The sequence below is a fragment of the Amnibacterium sp. genome (assembly GCF_036559085.1).
Lineage (GTDB): Bacteria > Actinomycetota > Actinomycetes > Actinomycetales > Microbacteriaceae > Amnibacterium.
Map to the genome: position 1 here is coordinate 1 of NZ_DATBTU010000062.1, position 16570 is coordinate 16570.

Annotated in this window: 17 protein-coding genes; 6 read left to right on the forward strand and 11 right to left on the reverse strand. The window is 72.2% G+C overall.

All coding sequences use genetic code 11. The annotated features are described in order from the left end of the window. A partial coding sequence (locus VIG76_RS11050; RefSeq protein WP_331954059.1) for an SDR family oxidoreductase occupies positions 1-577 on the forward strand: 577 nt, incomplete at its 5' end. A 4-nt stretch (positions 578-581) separates the two neighbouring features. Here VIG76_RS11050 and VIG76_RS11055 read toward each other — a convergent pair. The 6 genes from VIG76_RS11055 to VIG76_RS11080 are packed head-to-tail and all read right to left on the reverse strand — an operon-like array spanning position 582 to position 5861. Further along, positions 582-794 carry a KTSC domain-containing protein gene (locus VIG76_RS11055; protein WP_331954061.1) on the reverse strand — a complete coding sequence of 71 codons (213 nt, stop codon included), beginning with the start codon at positions 792-794 and terminating at the stop codon, positions 582-584. Positions 795-853: 59 nt separating this feature from the next. Continuing rightward, complete coding sequence (locus tag VIG76_RS11060) at positions 854-2074, reverse strand: acyl-CoA dehydrogenase family protein (RefSeq protein WP_331954063.1); 1221 nt, start codon at positions 2072-2074, stop codon at positions 854-856. Between the two features lie 9 nt (positions 2075-2083). Further along, positions 2084-3154 (reverse strand): phosphotransferase family protein, encoded by a 1071-nt coding sequence (locus VIG76_RS11065; RefSeq protein WP_331954065.1) that lies wholly within the window; start codon positions 3152-3154, stop codon positions 2084-2086. Further along, positions 3151-4743: a long-chain-fatty-acid--CoA ligase gene (locus tag VIG76_RS11070; protein ID WP_331954067.1), complete on the reverse strand. Its 1593-nt coding sequence runs from the start codon at positions 4741-4743 to the stop codon at positions 3151-3153. The genes VIG76_RS11065 and VIG76_RS11070 overlap by 4 nt, the downstream gene beginning before the upstream one ends. A 15-nt stretch (positions 4744-4758) precedes the next feature. After that, positions 4759-5208, reverse strand: a complete 450-nt coding sequence (locus VIG76_RS11075; RefSeq protein WP_331954069.1) for an acyl-CoA thioesterase — start codon at positions 5206-5208, stop codon at positions 4759-4761. Then, positions 5205-5861 carry a QsdR family transcriptional regulator gene (locus tag VIG76_RS11080; RefSeq protein ID WP_331954071.1) on the reverse strand — a complete coding sequence of 219 codons (657 nt, stop codon included), beginning with the start codon at positions 5859-5861 and terminating at the stop codon, positions 5205-5207. Before VIG76_RS11080 ends, VIG76_RS11075 begins: the two co-directional genes overlap by 4 nt. A 114-nt stretch (positions 5862-5975) precedes the next feature. Here VIG76_RS11080 and VIG76_RS11085 point away from each other — a divergent pair, with 114 nt between their 5' ends. Beyond that, positions 5976-7202: an acyl-CoA dehydrogenase family protein gene (locus VIG76_RS11085; RefSeq protein WP_331954074.1), complete on the forward strand. Its 1227-nt coding sequence runs from the start codon at positions 5976-5978 to the stop codon at positions 7200-7202. Between the two features lie 29 nt (positions 7203-7231). After that, entirely contained in the window at positions 7232-8464 is a 1233-nt protein-coding gene (locus tag VIG76_RS11090; RefSeq protein ID WP_331954076.1) for an acetyl-CoA C-acetyltransferase, read from the forward strand. 80 nt (positions 8465-8544) lie between these two features. On the opposite strand, the gene VIG76_RS11095 is transcribed toward VIG76_RS11090, so the two are convergent. From VIG76_RS11095 to VIG76_RS11110, 4 genes are read right to left on the reverse strand one after another with little or no spacing between them, the layout of a single operon-like run. Next, entirely contained in the window at positions 8545-9417 is an 873-nt protein-coding gene (locus VIG76_RS11095; protein ID WP_331954078.1) for an LLM class F420-dependent oxidoreductase, read from the reverse strand. Between the two features lie 35 nt (positions 9418-9452). After that, the gene (locus VIG76_RS11100; protein ID WP_331954080.1) at positions 9453-9911 is read right to left on the reverse strand and encodes a MaoC family dehydratase; all 459 of its coding nucleotides are present in this window, start codon (positions 9909-9911) and stop codon (positions 9453-9455) included. Beyond that, positions 9908-10672 carry a 3-oxoacyl-ACP reductase FabG gene (gene fabG / locus VIG76_RS11105; RefSeq protein ID WP_331954082.1) on the reverse strand — a complete coding sequence of 255 codons (765 nt, stop codon included), beginning with the start codon at positions 10670-10672 and terminating at the stop codon, positions 9908-9910. Before fabG ends, VIG76_RS11100 begins: the two co-directional genes overlap by 4 nt. A gap of 3 nt (positions 10673-10675) precedes the next feature. Beyond that, on the reverse strand, positions 10676-11782 hold the full coding sequence (locus VIG76_RS11110; protein WP_331954084.1) for an alcohol dehydrogenase catalytic domain-containing protein: 1107 nt from the start codon (positions 11780-11782) through the stop codon (positions 10676-10678). Between the two features lie 131 nt (positions 11783-11913). Here VIG76_RS11110 and VIG76_RS11115 point away from each other — a divergent pair, with 131 nt between their 5' ends. Continuing rightward, complete coding sequence (locus VIG76_RS11115; RefSeq protein ID WP_331954086.1) at positions 11914-13416, forward strand: aspartate ammonia-lyase; 1503 nt, start codon at positions 11914-11916, stop codon at positions 13414-13416. An 11-nt stretch (positions 13417-13427) separates the two neighbouring features. Here VIG76_RS11115 and VIG76_RS11120 read toward each other — a convergent pair whose 3' ends face one another. Further along, positions 13428-14186: a hypothetical protein gene (locus tag VIG76_RS11120; protein ID WP_331954088.1), complete on the reverse strand. Its 759-nt coding sequence runs from the start codon at positions 14184-14186 to the stop codon at positions 13428-13430. 89 nt (positions 14187-14275) lie between these two features. On the opposite strand from VIG76_RS11120, the gene VIG76_RS11125 reads away from it, so the two are divergent. Both VIG76_RS11125 and VIG76_RS11130 read left to right on the forward strand, forming a co-directional pair. Next, on the forward strand, positions 14276-14806 hold the full coding sequence (locus VIG76_RS11125) for a GNAT family N-acetyltransferase (protein ID WP_331954090.1): 531 nt from the start codon (positions 14276-14278) through the stop codon (positions 14804-14806). A gap of 21 nt (positions 14807-14827) precedes the next feature. Beyond that, the gene (locus tag VIG76_RS11130) at positions 14828-16516 is read left to right on the forward strand and encodes an alpha-glucosidase (protein ID WP_331954093.1); all 1689 of its coding nucleotides are present in this window, start codon (positions 14828-14830) and stop codon (positions 16514-16516) included. Positions 16517-16570: the final 54 nt, after the last annotated feature.

Below are 16570 nucleotides of genomic sequence, written 5' to 3' on the forward strand. Positions count from 1 at the left end.
CGCCGGCCCCGCCGACGACCCGGCCGCACGGCAGGCCGCCTTCGCCGCCGCCGAGGAGGCGTTCGGGCCGGTCGACCTGCTCGTGAACAACGCGGGCGTGAACCCCGCCTACGGCCCGGCCCTCGAGATCGACGAGTCGGCCGTGCGCAAGCTGTTCGAGGTGAACGTGCTCGGCGCCTTCGCCTATGCCCGCGAGGCGGTGCAGCGCGGCATGGGGGAGCGGTGCGGCGCGATCGTGAACATCGCCTCGATCGCCGGCATCGGCGCGAGCCCGAACATCGGCTTCTACGGCGTCTCGAAGGCGGCCCTGATCTCGCTCACCGCGCAGCTCGCCCACGAGCTGGCCCCGCGCATCAGGGTCAACGCCGTCGCTCCTGCCGTCGTGAAGACGAGGTTCGCGCGGGCGCTCTACGAGGGCCGCGAGGCGCAGGTCGCCGCCGCGTATCCGCTCGGCCGCCTCGGCGAGCCGGCGGATGTGGCCGGTCCGGTCGCCTTCCTCCTGTCCGAGGACGCCGCCTGGATCACGGGCCAGACGATCGTGATCGACGGCGGCGGCTCGCTGCCGATGCCCGGCTGAGCGCTCAGGCGATCCGGCGGTACGGGTACGGCCCGCGGATGTGATCGTCGAAGTACTTGCCGCGGGAGGTGGCCTCGAGCATGGCGAGCACCTCCTCCGGCGGCACGCCGTCGTAGTCGTAGATCGCGCCGCTGATGAACTCGAGCTCCAGCGTGCGGCTCTGCTCGTCGTAGCCGAGCGCGCGGATGGCGCTGCTGCCGATCCTGTACCGCTTCATCCCCGATCCCCCCGCGCCCAGCGTCCGCTGCCCGGCGACGCCCCGTCAAGGGCTCTGCGTCATACGGGGGAGCGACGCACCTCGGCGCGGCCGAGCGAGGCGAGGTGCACCTCGTCGGGCCCATCGGCGATCCGCAGCGTGCGCGCCGCCGCGTAGAGGGCGGCGAGCGGGGTGTCACCGGAGACCCCCGCACCGCCGAACAGCTGGATCGAGCGGTCGAGGATCTTCTGCACCGCGCGCGGCACCGCGACCTTGATCGCCTGGATCTCGGTGCGCGCCGCCTTGTTGCCGACGGTGTCCATCAGCCAGGCGGTCTTCAGCACGAGCAGCCGCACGGCCTCGAGCTCGATCCGGGCCTCGGCGAGCCACTCGCGCACGACGCCCTGGTCGGCGAGCGGCCGGCCGAACGCGGTGCGCGACAGGGCCCGTTCCCGCACGAGGTCGAGGGCCCGCTCGGCCATGCCGATCGCGCGCATGCAGTGATGGATGCGGCCTGGCCCGAGCCGGGCCTGCGCCATCGCGAACCCCTCGCCCTCGCCGCCGAGCAGGTTCGCCACCGGCACGCGCGCGCCCTCGAACCGGATCTCGGCGTGGCCGCCGTGCTCCCGGTCGTCGTAGCCGAAGACCGTGAGCGGCCGCACGATCGTGACGCCCGGGGTGTCACGCGGTACGAGCAGCATGCTCTGCTGCCGGTGCCGGTCTGCCTCCGGGTCCGTCTTGCCCATCACGATCAGCAGCTTCGCGTCCGGGTCCATCGCCCCGGTCGACCACCACTTCACGCCGTCGACGACGTACTCGTCGCCGTCGCGGCGGATGCGGGTGGCGACGTTCGTCGCATCCGAGGACGCGACGTCGGGCTCGGTCATGCAGAACGCCGAGCGGACGGTGCCCTCGAGCAGCGGCGTCAGCCACCGCTCGCGCTGGGCGTCCGTGCCGAAGTGGACGAGCAGCTCCATGTTGCCGGTGCCGGGCGCGGCGCAGTTCATGGCCACGGGCGCGAGGCGGGGGCTTCGCCCGGACCGCTCGGCCAGCGGCGCGTACTGCAGGTTCGTCAGGCCGGCACCGAGGCCGAGGGGGTTCGGCGGCAGGAAGAGGTTCGAGAGGCCGAGCGCCCGTGCCTCGGCCTGCAGCGCCGCGATGACCGGCGTCGGACCCCAGCGGTCGGGGTCGGCGGCGAGCTCTGCCTGGAGCACGGGCTCCGCGGGCAGCACCCGGTCCGCGAGGAACGTCGCGAGCACGGCGTCGAGCTCCGCCGAGCGGGGGTCGGGTGCGAAGTCCACCGGTCTCCTTCAGTCCTGGTCGGCGAACCGGGTGCGGCCGTGCGCGGCGAGCAGCGGCACGAGCGTCCCGATCGATTCGAAGCCCGCGCCGACGGTCGCGCCCTGCAGGTAGCGGGCATGCACGCCCTCGAGGATCACCGCGAGCTTGAACGCCGCGAACGCGTCGTACCAGCCCAGGTCGGCGACCGCCGCGCCGGTGACGCGGACGTAGTGCTCGACGAGCTCGTCCGCGTCGGGGTAGCCGGCGCCCGGGACGACCGCCGTGGCGAAGGGGGCGCCGGCCTCGGCGGCGATCGCGCCGATCCGCCAGTAGAGCGTGCAGAGCGTGAGGTCGGCGAGCACGTCGCCGATCGTCGCCATCTCCCAGTCGAGCACCGCCGCGATCGACGCGCCGCCGGCGCCGTCGGGCGTGAGGATCGCGTTGTCGAGCCGGAAGTCGCCGTGCAGCAGCCCGCTCGCCGCCGTCGGCGGCACCCGCTCGGCCAGGGCGCTGGCAAGCGCGTCGAGGTCGGGCAGCTCCCGCGTGCGGGAGCCGGCGTACTGGGTGGTCCAGCGGGCGACCTGCCGCGCGAGGTAGCCCTCGGGGCGGCCGAGGGTGCCGAGGCCGACCGCGTCGGGGTCGAGGGTGTGCAGCGCCGCGAGCACGTCGATCAGCGCGAACGCGACGGCGCGGCGGCCGGGCGCGTCGAGCGCCGCGTCGTCGCCCGGCGACCGCACGACGAGCCCGTCGACGTGCTCCATCAGGTAGAACGGCGCGTCCACGCCGGTGTCCGGCTGGGTCTCGGCGACGAGGTCGATCGCGGCCGGCACGGGCACCGCGGTGCCGGCGAGGCCCGAGATCGCCCGGAACTCGCGCCGCATGTCGTGCGCGGTGGCCTGCACGTGCGCGAGCGGCGGCCGCCGCAGCACGAGCGGGGCAGGCGCGCCGTCCCGGCGGGTGCCGTCGAGCCGGTAGGTGAGGTTGCTGCGGCCGCCGGCGAGCACCGTCGCCGTCAGCCCGTCACCGGCGAGCTCCGGATGGGTCCGGTCCAGCCAGGCAGCGAGCGCCGCCACATCGAGTCCGGGAACCGGTCCCGTCACGAGCCGTACTCGCGGGCGAGCTCGCGCTTCAGCACCTTGCCGGAGGGCCCGAGCGGGAACTCCGGCACGAAGTGCACGACCCGCGGGAACTTGTAGGCCGCGATCCGGTCCTTCACGAAGCCGATCAGCTCGTCCTCGGTCACCTCGGCGCCCGGCTTCAGCACGACCGCGGCCGCGACCTCCTGGCCGTGCACCTCGTGCGGGATGCCGAAGACCGCGGCCGTCTGCACCGCCTCGTGCCGCACGAGCACGTTCTCGACCTCGGTCGGGTACACGTTGTAGCCGTTGCGGACGATCATGTCCTTCTTGCGGTCGACGATCGTGATGAGGCTCTCGTCGTCGATCGTCCCGAGGTCGCCGGTGCGGAACCAGCCGTCGACGACCGCCTCGCGGTTCGCCTCCGGGCGACCGAGGTAGCCCTTGAAGAGGTTGTGACCGCGGATGACGATCTCGCCGAGCTCGCCGTGCGGCAGCTCGACGATCTCGTGGTCCTGCTCCGCATCCGCGATCATCACGTCGACGCCCCAGATGCGCCGGCCGACCGTGCCCGGGTGGATCTCCTCGCCGACACGGTTGAACGACGCGACCGGGGAGGTCTCGGTGAGGCCGTAGCCCTCGTGCACGACCGCGCCGAAGGCCTCCTCGAACGCCTCGAGGACGGCGAGCGGCAACGGCGCGCCACCCGAGATCGCGTAGCGCAGCTGCGGCTTCGGCGCTCCCGCGGCGACGGCCTGCAGCAGCGCGACGTACATCGTCGGCACGGCGGTGAAGATCCCGACCTCGTGCTCGATCATCGCCTCGAGCGCCGCCCGCGGCTCGAACTTCGGCAGCAGCACGATCGTCGCGCCGGTGCGGAACGCGGTGTTCAGCACGCAGGTCTGGCCGAAGGTGTGGAAGAGGGGCAGCCCGCCGAACACGATGTCGGTGCTCGTCATGTCGAACGAGTCGATCAGGGAGGCGTTCACGTTCTCGACGATGGAGAGGTGGCTGCCCACCGCGCCCTTCGGCACGCCGGTCGTGCCGCTCGTGTAGAGGATCGTCGCGGGGGCGAGCGGGTTGGTGCTCACGTGCCGGGCGATCGGCGTCGACTCGCCCGCCACGACGAGGTCCTCGAGGCGGGGGATCGGCACCAGGTCGCGGGTCCCCTCGGGCAGCAGCACCGAGAGCGCGTCGAGGCCGAGGCCGGCGGCCGCGGGCAGCGCCTCGCCGAGCGACGGGGCCGCGATCACCACGACCTTCGCGCCGCTGTCCTTCAGCACGTGCTCGATCTCCTCCTTCTTGTAGAGGAGGTGGATCGGCACGACGACCGCGCCGAGGGCGAGCACCGCGTAGTAGACGCGGGCGAACATGGGCACGTTCGGCACCATCATCGCCACCCGGTCGCCCTCGGCGATGCCGCGGTCGCGCAGCACGCCGGCGACGGCCTTCGTCTGCTCCCACAGGTCCCCGTAGGTGACCCGCGCGTCGGGGCCGGTCTGCCCCGCCCAGATGAGGGCCGTCTTCTCCGGGCGTCGCCACGCGGCGTCCGCCAGGATCGAGGCGACCGAGAGGGTCGCGTTGCCGGGGCCGGTCAGAACGTCGTCGTTCATGGGTTCCTTCTCGCGTCAGTGCGTGTGGGGTAAGGCTAGGTCGGCGCGGATGCGGTTCCGCACCGCGTCCGGCACCGGGATCGGGCGCCGGGTCTCGCGGTCGACGAACACGTGCACGAAGGAGCCGGTGGCGAGCAGCTCCGAGTCGGACTCGCGGAAGATGCCGAGGCCCCACGACACGCTCGTGGTGCCGACCCGATCGGCCCGCAGCCCCACGACGAAGGTGTCGGGGAACGCGCCGGATGCGAAGTAGCGGCAGGAGGAGGCCACCACGACGGCCGGGTCGCTGTCGTCGACGAGCGCGTGGCCGCCGGGGCCGAGCAGCCAGCTGGTCACGGTGGTGTCCATCGCCGCGTAGTAGATCGTGTTGTTCACGTGCCCGAACACGTCGTTGTCGTGCCAGCGGGTGGGGAACGGCCGCGTCCAGCCGTAGCGGTCGAGGGTCTCGGGGGCGTCGGCGGTCATCGCGGCTCCATCCGGGTCGGGGCGAGCACCAGGGCGAGGGCCGCGCGGGCGCGGTCGGCGTCGGGGCTCTCGCCCGCGATCAGGTCGGCGTACGTGAAGGACTCGGCGACGCGCACGAGCACGGTCGCGAGGTCGTGCACGGGCAGCGGGGTCGCCATCCGGCCGTCCGTGATCTCCTCCTCGAGCAGCGTCTCGGTGACCGCGACGAAGCGCCGGTGCACCGGGCTCGCCGCGGTGGTGAGGATGCGGAGCGCCCGGGACGGCTCGCGGGTGATCCAGTCGCGGAAGTACGACGCCCCGATGAGGTCCGCGACGAAGCGGGTGAGCACGGCCTCCACGCGGTCGGCGCCCCGCGCGGAGACGGCGGCGTCCGCCGCGTCGAGCGTCGGCACGGCGAGCGACCAGAGCACCTCGGCGAGCAGCTGGTCGCGGTTGCCCACCCAGCGGAACAGCGAGGTGCGGTCGACGCCGAACGTCGCCGCGAGCGCACCCATGTCGATCCGCTCGCCGGCGATGAACCGGTGCCGCGCCTCGAGGAAGGCCCGGGTCGCCTCCGGATGCGTGTCGATCCGCACCGAGAGGGCGCTCGGCACGAGCACCGTGCCGTGGCTGCCGAGGCGCGCGGCGCGGGAGGGCGCAGCGGCGGGGACCATGACTGGATCGTAGCCGCGCGGATCGGGCGAAGCCGCAACACATCGCGATGTGATGCGTACACTGCTGCCGGGCGCCGCCGCCGCGGCCGTGCGCCGAGTCGACGAGGAGCAGCGATGACGATCACGACCACCGACGAGTCGATCCTGGACGAGGCCGGCGAGGTCGTCGTGCCCTATCTCGTGGGCGACTTCTACCACTTCCAGGACTTCCTGACCCCTCAGGAGCGGGAGAGCGCGGCGCGCGTGCGGGAGTACTTCGAGACCGAGGTCCGCCCGGTCGCGAACGACTACTGGGAGCGCGCGGAGTTCCCGAAGCAGATCATCCCGAACCTCGCCCGGCTCGGCCTCCTCGGCTCGTTCATCCCCGAGGTGCGCCGCTTCGAGAACAGCGCCGTCTACCGCGGCTGGATGGCGCTCGAGATGGGCCGCGTCGACGCATCCGCCTCGACCTTCGTCGGGGTGCAGAGCGGCCTCGCGATGGGCGCCGTCGACGTCGGCGGCTCGCCCGAGCAGCGCGCGGAGTGGCTGCCGAAGATGGCGAGCGCCGAGGTGATCGCGTCCTTCGGCCTCACCGAACCCTTCTCCGGCTCCGACTCGGCCCGCGGCCTCCGCACCACCGCCCGTCGCGAGGGCGACACCTGGATCCTGAACGGCGCCAAGCGCTGGATCGGCAACGCCACCTTCGCCGACATCGTCGTGATCTTCGCGAAGGACGAGGCCGACGGCCAGGTCAAGGGCTTCCTCGTCGACACCACGTCCGAGGGCTTCAGCGCCACGAAGATCGAGGGCAAGATCGCCCTCCGCAGCGTCCAGAACGCCGACATCACGATGACCGACGTGCAGGTGCCCGAGTCGATGCGGCTGCCCGGCATCCGCTCGTTCCGCGACGTCGCCTACGTGCTGCGGCTGACGCGCTGCGAGGTCGCCTGGCAGGCGATCGGCATCGCGATCGGCGCCTACGAGGCCGCCCTCGCCTACGCCCAGGAGCGCGTGCAGTTCGGCAAGCCGATCGCCGCGCACCAGCTCATCCAGGACCTGCTCGTGAAGTGCGTCGGCAACATCACCGCCTCGATCGCGGTCTGCCTCCGCGCCTCGCAGCTGCAGGACGCCGGCGAGCAGAAGGACGAGCACTCGGCCCTCGCGAAAGCGTTCGCGACCGCCCGGATGCGCGAGACCGTCGCCAACGCCCGCGAGATCCTCGGCGGCAACGGCATCGTGCTCGACAAGGGCGTCGCCCGGTTCTTCGCCGACGCGGAAGCCATCTACTCCTACGAGGGCACCCGCGAGATGAACACCCTCATCGTCGGCCGCGCCATCACCGGCTCCGCCGCCTTCGTCTGAGCCGTCACCCGCAGTCGAAAGGGATCCGGATGCCTGAAGCAGTTCTCGTCGCCGCGAAGCGCTCGCCGATCGGGCGGGCGAACAAGGGGTCGCTCGTCGGGTTCCGGCCGGACGACCTCGCGGCGCTCATGGTCCAGGAGGCGCTCGACGCCGTCCCCGGTCTCGACCCGCGCCGGATCGACGACCTGATCCTCGGCTGCGGCATGCCGGGGGGCGAGCAGGGCATGAACATGGCCCGCATCCTCGCCGTGAAGCTCGGCTACGACTTCCTGCCCGGCACCACCGTGAACCGGTACTGCTCGTCCAGCCTGCAGACGACGCGCATGGCCTTCCACGCGATCAAGGCGGGGGAGGGCTCCGCGTTCATCTCGGCGGGCGTCGAGTCCATCACCCACGCCGCGAACGGCAGCGCCGACTACATCCCGAACCAGGACCCGCACGTCATCCTCAACCCGGTGTTCGCGGATGCGGAGGAGCGCACGAAGCAGCGGGCGGAGCAGGGCGGCGAGTGGCACGACCCGCGCGAGGACGGGCTGCTGCCGGACGCCTACATCGCGATGGGCCAGACCGCCGAGAACGTGGCAGGCCTCACCGGGACGAGCCGCGCGCGGCAGGACGAGTACGCAGCCCTCAGCCAGAACCGGGCCGAGGCGGCGATCGCGGCCGGCGTCTTCGAGCGCGAGATCACGCCCGTCACCACGCCCGACGGCCGGACCATCAGTCGTGACGACGGCCCGCGCGCCGGCGTCACCGTGGAGACGCTCTCCCAGCTGCAGCCGGTCTTCCGCAAGGACGGCACCGTCACGGCGGGCAACGCCTGCCCGCTCAACGACGGGGCCGCCGCGCTCGTGATCGTGTCGGACGCGCTCGCGAAGGACCTCGGCCTCACGCCGCTCGCCCGCATCGTCTCCACCGGCGTCAGCGCGCTCTCGCCCGAGATCATGGGGCTCGGTCCGGTCGAGGCGAGCCGGAAGGCGCTCGCGCTCGCCGGCATGTCGATCGACGACATCGACCTCGTCGAGATCAACGAGGCGTTCGCCGCGCAGGTCGTGCCCTCAGCCGACCAGCTGGGCGTGCCGTGGGAGAAGCTCAACGTCCACGGCGGCGCGATCGCCCTCGGGCACCCCTTCGGCATGACCGGGGCGCGCATCACCACCACGCTCCTGAACGCCCTGCAGACGAAGGACGCGACCTTCGGCCTCGAGACGATGTGCGTCGGCGGCGGCCAGGGCATGGCGATGGTGATCGAGCGCCTCAGCTGACTCGTTCGCGTCGCGATCCATGCCGCATCCCCTCGCGGGAAGCAGCACGGATCGCGACGCGAACGGCCCGGGTGGGACGGTCAGGCGCCGAGCTGGGCCAGGCGCGGGACGACCCGCTCGCCGAGCCGGGCCGCGGTGCCGGCCGGGTCGGGTGCCGCAGCGCGGACCCAGACCTGGTCGATCCCGAGCCGCGCGTAGGCGTCCATCTTCGTGAGGAACGCGTCCGTCTCCGCGTCCTCGCCGCCCGTGGTGAGCGTCAGCTGGATCTCCGCGAGGTCGCGGCCGACGTCGTCGCAGTGCCCGCGCAGCACGTCGATCTTCCGCCCGACCTCCTCCGGCCCGAGGTCGAAGAGGTTGCAGGCGTCGCCGTGCTCGGCGACGAGGCGCAGCGTCTTCTTCTCCCCGCCGCCACCGATGAGGATCGGCGGCCGCGGGCGCTGGATGGGCTGCGGGTTGCAGATCGTCGCGCCGAGCCGGTAGTGCTTGCCGTCGTACGGCCCGTCGTTCTCGCTCCACATCTGCTCGCAGATCTCGAGCGTCTCGGTCAGCCGCTCGAACCGCTCCTTCAGCGGCGGGAACGGCACCCCGTACGCGTCGTGCTCCTGCTCGTACCAGGCGGCCCCGATGCCGAGGAAGGCGCGGCCGTTCGACAGCACGTCGAGCGTCGTGACCGTCTTCGCCAGCAGCGCCGGATAGCGGTAGGTGACGCCGGTCACGAGCGTCCCGAGCCGGAGACGCTCGGTCAGTGCCGCGAGGTAGCCGAGCGTCGTGTAGCCCTCGAGCATCGGCTCGGCCGAGCCACCCATCGGGATCATCTGGAACCAGTGGTCCATCACCGTCATCGCGGCGAACCCGCCCTCATCGGCCGCGCGGGCGGTGTCGCCGAGCAGGCCCCGCAACGTGTCGGGGGCGCCGGGCATCGTGAAATTCGGGAAGTGCAGCGCGAGCTTCATGGGCTCATGCTGCACCTGAAGGATGAGGCGTCCGCTCAGGCGGGGACGAACACCGTCAGGGTCTCCGCGATGAGCGCAGGCCGCTCGGCGCCCTCGGCCTCGAGGGTGACCGACTGGCGGACGCGGATCCCGGTGGGGATCCGCTCTGCCGCCGTGATCGTGGCCTTCGCGCGCACCCGCGTGCCCGCGGTCACCGGCGCGAGGAAGCGCACCCGGTCGGAGCCCGCGTTCACGACGAGCGCGGTGCCGTCGACGTGCAGCAGCTCGAACATGAGCGGCGCGAGCAGCGACAGCGAGAGGTAGCCGTGCGCGATCGGCTTGCCGAACGGCCCGGATGCGGCCCGCTCCGGGTCGATGTGGATCCACTGGTGGTCGTCGGTCGCGTCGGCGAAGCGGTCGATCCGCTCCTGGCCGACGGTGATCCACTCGCTCGTGCCGAGGTCGGTGCCCACGGCGTCGAGCAGCGCCTCCGGCGAGGGGAACGTCACGCTCATGCCTTCGGCCCGCCCGCCACGTACAGGACCTGGCCTGAGACGAACGACGACGCCTCGGAGCAGAAGAAGCTCGCGGCGTTCGCGATGTCCTCCGGCTGGCCGACGCGCCCGACCGGGATCTCCCGCGCCGCGCCCTCGAGGAACTGCTCGAAGCTCACCTTCATCCGCTCCGCCGTCTGCCGCAGCATGTCGGTGGCGATGAAGCCGGGCGCGATCGCGTTCGCGGTGATGTTGTAGCGGCCGAGCTCGATCGCGATGGTCTTCGTGAAGCCCTGCAGGCCCGCCTTCACCGCGGCGTAGTTCGCCTGGCCGCGGTTGCCGAGCGCGCTGGTGGAGGAGAGGCTGACGACCCTGCCCCACTTCGCTTCGACCTGGTACCGCTGCACCTCGCGCGTCATCAGGAACGCGCCGCGCAGGTGCACGGCCACGACACGGTCCCAGTCCTCGTCGGTCATCTTGAAGATGAGGTTGTCGCGGAGGATGCCCGCGTTGTTCACGAGCACCGTCGGCGCGCCGAGACCGTCCGCGACGGCCTGCACGGCGCGCTGCACCTGCTCGCCGTCGGTGACGTCGGCGCCGATGCCGAGCGCGCGGCCGCCGGCGGCCCGGATCGCCTCGACGGTCGCCGCGGTCGCGTCCTCGGCCAGGTCGATCACGCCGACGGCCATGCCGTCGGCCGCGAGCCGCTTCGCGATGGCCGCGCCGATGCCGCGGGCGGCACCCGTCACGATCGCCACGCGCTCGGTGGGGGAGTCGGTCATGGGTCAGTTCCTCTCGTCGAAGGTGATGAGCTGCCGCAGCGCGGCGCTCGATGCGAGGGCGTCCATCGCCCCGTTGATCTCCTGCAGGGGGAGGGTCGCCGACACGAGCCGCTCCACCGGCAGGCGTCCCGCGCGCCAGAGGTCGGCGTACACGGGCACGTCGCGCTCGGGGACGGACGAGCCGAGGTAGCTGCCGATCACGGTCCGTGCCTCCGCCGTGAAGGTGAGGGGCGGCAGGGATGCCCGCGCGGCGGGGGAGGGCAGGCCGACGGTGACGGTCGTGCCGCCCGGGGCGGTGGCGGCGAACGCCGTCTCGAAGGCGCGCGCTGACCCGGCGGCCTCGATCACCACCGCGGCGGTCGTCGAGCCGAGCTCGTCCGGCGTCGCGACCCGGTCCGCACCGAGCGTCGCCGCGGTCTCGAGCTTCGCCGGCAGCGTGTCGACTGCGATCACCGGATGCCCGAGTGCGCGAGCCACGAGCACGGCCGCGAGGCCGACGCCGCCCAGGCCGACGACCAGGATCGGCTCGCCCGGCGCGGCACCCGACGCGTTGCGGACGGCGCCGCCACCGGTGAGCACCGCGCAGCCGAGCAGTGCGGCGACGTCGGGCGGGACGTCGGCGCCGACCGGGACGACGGAGCGGCGGTCCACGACGGCATGGGTGGCGAAGGCGGATGCGCCGAGGTGGTGCGCGACGGGAGTCCCGTCCCGGGACAGCCGGGTGCCGCCGCCGAGCAGCTCGCCCGCGGCGTTCGACGCCGAGCCGCGCTCGCAGGGGAGGCGCCCGTTCGTGCGGCAGCCGGCGCACTGGCCGCAGCGCGGCAGGAAGGTGAGCACGACCCGGTCGCCGATCGCGACGTCGCCGACCCGGTCCCCGGCGGCCTCGACGATGCCCGCGGCCTCGTGCCCGAGCAGCATCGGCACGGGACGCGGCCGGTTGCCGTCGACGACCGAGAGGTCCGAGTGGCAGATCCCCGCCGCCTCGATCCGGACGAGCAGCTCGGTCGGGCCGGGATCCGCGAGCTCGAGCGCCCCGACGGTGAGCGGGAGGGAGTCGCGGTACGGGGCAGATCGCCCGATCTCCTCGAGCACGGCACCCGTGATCCGCATGCGACCTCCCCGTCGCGGCCATCCTATGCACCCCCGTGCAACAGCTTCCGAGACGTTGCAGGGCCCGGGACGCAGGCTTTCGCAGGCGAGCGGCAGAGATTTGCGTGGTGATCCGGCTAGCGTCGGAGACCGTGACCGACGTCGTCCACACCATCCAAGCCCCTGCCGTCCGCACCGAGACCGACAGCCTCGGCACCGTCGACATCCCCGCGACCGCGTACTGGGGCGCGCACACCGCCCGCGCGCTGGAGAACTTCCCGATCTCGGGCCGGCCGATCTCCATCCATCCGCGCCTCGTCGACGCGCTCGTGATCGTCAAGCAGGCCGCGGCCCGCGCGAACCGTGAGCTCGGCGTGCTCGGCGAGGAGAAGGCGGAGCTCATCGAGCAGGCCTGCCGCCTGATCCGCGACGGCCGGTTCCACGACCAGTTCGTCGTCGACGTGATCCAGGGCGGTGCGGGCACCTCGACGAACATGAACGCGAACGAGGTCGTCGCGAACGTCGCCCTCGAGCTCGCCGGTCGCCCCCTCGGCGACTACGCGTTCATGAACCCGATCGACGACGTCAACCGCAGCCAGAGCACCAACGACGTCTACCCGACCGCGGCGAAGATCTCCATCGCGCTGGCGCTGCGCGACTTCCTCGGCGAGCACGAGGCGCTCCGCGAGTCGTTCGCGGCGAAGGGCCACGAGTTCCACGACGTGCTGAAGGTCGGCCGCACCCAGCTGCAGGACGCGGTGCCGATGACCCTGGGCCAGGAGTTCCACGGCTTCGCCACGACCCTCGGCGAGGACGAGGACCGGATCCGCGAGGTGCTGCCGCTGCTGCGCGAGATCAACCTCGGCGCGACCGCGATCGGGACCGGCATCACTGCCGACCCCCGCTACGCGTCGACCGTGCGGCGCCACCTCAGCGAGCTGCTCGGCGAGGAGTACGTCACCGCCCGCGACCTCGTCGAGGCCACGAGCGACACCGGCGTCTTCATGCAGATGTCCGGCGTGCTGAAGCGCGCCGCCGTGAAGCTGAGCAAGATCTGCAACGACCTCCGCCTGCTGTCGTCGGGTCCGCAGGCCGGCTTCGGCGAGATCGTGCTGCCGCCCCGCCAGGCGGGCTCCTCGATCATGCCGGGCAAGGTGAACCCGGTGATCCCCGAGGTCGTCAACCAGATCGCCTTCGCCGTCGTCGGTCACGACGTGTCCGTGACGATGGCGGCGGAGGCCGGGCAGCTGCAGCTCAACGCGTTCGAGCCGCTCATCCTCCACTCGATCCTCACGAACGTGTCCTGGCTCGGCGCCGGCTGCAACACGCTGCGCGTGAACTGCGTCGACGGCATCCAGGCGAACATCGACCGGCTCGACTCGATGGTCCGCACCTCGGTGGGTGTGGTGACGGCCCTCACGCCGTACATCGGGTACGCGGCGGCCTCGGCGCTCGCGAAGGCGGCGCTGCTCACCGGGCGGAGCGTGGCGGACCTCGTCGTGGAGGCGGGGCTGATGACCCGCGACCGCGTCGAGTTCCTCACCTCGCCCGCCCGGCTGTCGGGCATGGACAACGCCACCGGACCGGTCGCCGTGATCGGCTCCGACGGCGTCGCGCAGGCGCTGCTCTCGCCGACGGAGGCCGACTCGATCTAGCGCGTGGGGCGTCACCGCCCCGCGGAGACCGCTCGCCTCGCCGTGCCCGTGGAGCGGAGCCCCGCCGCGTAGCCCTGCCCGCGTCCGTAGCCGGAGAACGAGCGGCGGTCACGCCGGGAGCGGAGCGCCACGTTCGTCTCGACCCAGTCGCGCACCTCCGCGTCGCGGGAGGCGACGACGAGCGCGGTGCCGGTCGTGGTGACGGCCTCGTCCCTGGCGGTCTTCAGCCGTTCGGCCGCACCGACGCCGAACGACTGGACGAAGGCGCAGCGTGCGAGGTGCGCGTCGTACCTCGGGATGCCCCGGTGTCGCGGCTCGCTCCGCCACCAGGACCGCATCGCGAGCACCGCCTGCGTGTGCAGCGACTCGAGCAGCGGCAGCGCGAGCGCCACGTCGGACCGGAAGCCGGTGACGCTGAGCACGACGTGCGGGTCCTCGCCGTCCTGCCGCACCCAAGGATCCGTCGAGCGCCGGTCGGAGTAGTACGGCACGAGGCCGAGCGACCTGGCCACCGCGCTGAGCCCGAGCACGACGTCGACCGAGACCGTGCCCTTGCCGCCGGGGACGACGATCGATCCCGTCTCGATCGGCTCGTGCTCCGGCCGCCGCGCCCCGTCGACGTCGAGCGTGAGTCGGTCGACCGCGTGCTTCGCGAGGAGCCGCTCCGCCTCCTGCCCCGCCGTGTCGCGCTCCGCCTGCGTCGCCGCGGCGTCCTGCGAGACGCGCAGGAAGTGCGCGATCCGCTCCTCGATCCCCATCTTCTCGGCCATGTGCCCTCCTCATCGGTCCGGCACGGACGGAGGGAAGGTGATCACACCCCTCCGACAGCGGGAGCACGCACCGCCGATACGGTGGAGGCGTGACCGTCCGCCTCGCCGTGCCCGCGGATGCGGCGGCGCTCGCCGAGGTGGCCGCGGTCACCTTCCCGCTCGCGTGCCCGCCGACGACCACGGAGGCCGCGACCCGGGACTTCATCGCCACGAACCTCAGCGCACCGCGGTTCCTCGAGTACATCGGGGATCCCGAGCGGGTGATCCTCGTCGACGACCCGGGCGACGGATCGCCGCTCCGCGGCTACACGATGCTCGTGCTCACCGAGACGAGCGATCCCGATGTGCGGCAGGCGATCCGCATCCGCCCGACGAGCGAGCTCTCCAAGTGCTACGTGCGGGCCGACGACCACGGCCGGGGCACCGCCGCCGCACTGCTCGCCCGCACCCTCGACGAGGCGCGTGCGCGCGGTGCCGCCGGCATGTGGCTCGGCACCAACATCGCGAACGCGCGGGCCATCCGCTTCTACGAGAAGCACGGCTTCGCGCAGGTCGGGTCGAAGCGCTTCAGGCTCGGCGACGAGTACGAGCACGACCACGTGCTGGAGATCGCGCTCTAGCCGATCGGCCAGGATGGATGCGTGAGTCGCATCGACGCGTGGTGGAAGCAGGCCGTCGTCTACCAGGTGTACCCGCGGAGCTTCGCGGACTCCACCGGCGACGGCTTCGGTGACCTCGGCGGCGTCCTCGCCCACCTCGCCCACCTGCAGGCCCTCGGCGTCGACGTCCTCTGGCTGTCGCCGATCTACCGCTCGCCGCAGGCCGACAACGGCTACGACATCAGCGACTACCAGGACGTCGACCCGATGTTCGGCACGCTCGAGCAGCTCGACGCCCTCATCGCCGGCCTCCACGACCGCGGCATGAAGCTGCTGATGGACCTGGTCGTCAACCACACCTCAGACGAGCACCCCTGGTTCGTCGCGTCGGCGTCCGGCCGCGAGGACCCGAAGCGCGACTGGTACATCTGGCGGGACGGCCGCGACGGCGCCGAGCCGAACAACTGGGGCTCCTTCTTCTCCGGCTCCGCCTGGCAGCTCGACCCCGCATCCGGCCAGTACTACCTGCACCTGTTCCACCGGAAGCAGCCCGATCTCAACTGGGAGAACGAGGACGTCCGCGAGGCCGTCTACTCGATGATGCGCTGGTGGCTCGACCGCGGCGTCGACGGCTTCCGGATGGACGTCATCAACTTCATCTCGAAGCAGCAGGACTTCCCGGATGCGCTCCCGGTCGCCGGCGAGCACTACGTGAACGCCTTCGAGCTGTTCGCGAACGGGCCCCGCATCCACGAGTTCCTCGCCGAGATGCACCGCGAGGTGTTCGGGGGACGCGAGGGGAAGTTCCTGACCGTCGGCGAGATGCCGGGCGTCACCACCGAGGAGGCGGTGCTGTACACCGATCCCGCCCGCCGCGAGGTCGACATGGTCTTCCAGTTCGAGCACGTGAGCATCGACCACGGCGGCAACAAGTGGGACTACATCGGCCTCGACCGGGTGCGGCTGAAGCAGAGCCTGCACCGCTGGCAGGTGGCGCTCGCCGAGCGCGGCTGGAACAGCCTCTACTGGGACAACCACGACCAGCCCCGCGCGGTCTCCCGCTTCGGCGACGACGCCCCCGAGTACTGGGCCGACTCGGCCAAGGCGCTCGGCACGATCCTGCACGGCATGCGCGGCACGCCGTACGTGTACCAGGGGGAGGAGCTCGGGATGACCGACTTCCCCTTCACCTCGCCCGACCAGTTCGCGGACGTGGAGTCCGTCAACCGCTGGAAGGACGTGGTGGCCCGGGGCCTCGACCAGGTCATCGAGCTGCGGTCGATGGCGCGGGTGGCGCGCGACAACGCCCGCACACCGATGCAGTGGGACGCGACCGAGCAGGCGGGCTTCACCACCGGCACGCCCTGGTTCCCGGTGAACCCGAACCGGTCGTGGCTGAACGCCGCGGCGCAGGTCGACGACCCCACCTCCGTCTTCGCGCACCACCGCGACCTCATCCGGCTGCGGCACGAGCACGAGATCTTCGCCGACGGCGACTTCGCCGGCGTGCTCGAGAACGACCCCGACCTGTGGGCCTACACCCGCTCGACCGACACCCAGCGGATGCTCGTGATCGCGAACTGCAGCCGTAGCCCGCGGGCGCTCGAGCTCGGCGACGGCTGGACCGGTTCGCGCCTCCTGCTCGGCACGCATCCGGGGCCCGACGACGTGCTGCGCACGGGTGAGCTCGAGCTCGCGGCGTGGGAGGCGCGCATCTACCTGCTCGGTTGACCGCTCACCGGAGGTCCAGCGAACACTCGAGGTTCTCGGCAGCGGTGTTCGTAC

What these genes read in the sequence shown, in the direction of transcription:
- VIG76_RS11120 (WP_331954088.1), bottom strand. Translation starts at nt 14,186, where the DNA reads ATGGCCGAGAAGATGGGGATCGAGGAGCGGATCGCGCACTTCCTGCGC.
- VIG76_RS11090 (WP_331954076.1), top strand. Translation starts at nt 7,232, where the DNA reads ATGCCTGAAGCAGTTCTCGTCGCCGCGAAGCGCTCGCCGATCGGGCGG.
- fabG (WP_331954082.1), bottom strand. Translation starts at nt 10,672, where the DNA reads ATGACCGACTCCCCCACCGAGCGCGTGGCGATCGTGACGGGTGCCGCC.
- VIG76_RS11070 (WP_331954067.1), bottom strand. Translation starts at nt 4,743, where the DNA reads ATGAACGACGACGTTCTGACCGGCCCCGGCAACGCGACCCTCTCGGTC.
- VIG76_RS11055 (WP_331954061.1), bottom strand. Translation starts at nt 794, where the DNA reads ATGAAGCGGTACAGGATCGGCAGCAGCGCCATCCGCGCGCTCGGCTAC.
- VIG76_RS11095 (WP_331954078.1), bottom strand. Translation starts at nt 9,417, where the DNA reads ATGAAGCTCGCGCTGCACTTCCCGAATTTCACGATGCCCGGCGCCCCC.
- VIG76_RS11110 (WP_331954084.1), bottom strand. Translation starts at nt 11,782, where the DNA reads ATGCGGATCACGGGTGCCGTGCTCGAGGAGATCGGGCGATCTGCCCCG.
- VIG76_RS11100 (WP_331954080.1), bottom strand. Translation starts at nt 9,911, where the DNA reads ATGAGCGTGACGTTCCCCTCGCCGGAGGCGCTGCTCGACGCCGTGGGC.
- VIG76_RS11075 (WP_331954069.1), bottom strand. Translation starts at nt 5,208, where the DNA reads ATGACCGCCGACGCCCCCGAGACCCTCGACCGCTACGGCTGGACGCGG.
- VIG76_RS11080 (WP_331954071.1), bottom strand. Translation starts at nt 5,861, where the DNA reads ATGGTCCCCGCCGCTGCGCCCTCCCGCGCCGCGCGCCTCGGCAGCCAC.
- VIG76_RS11085 (WP_331954074.1), top strand. Translation starts at nt 5,976, where the DNA reads ATGACGATCACGACCACCGACGAGTCGATCCTGGACGAGGCCGGCGAG.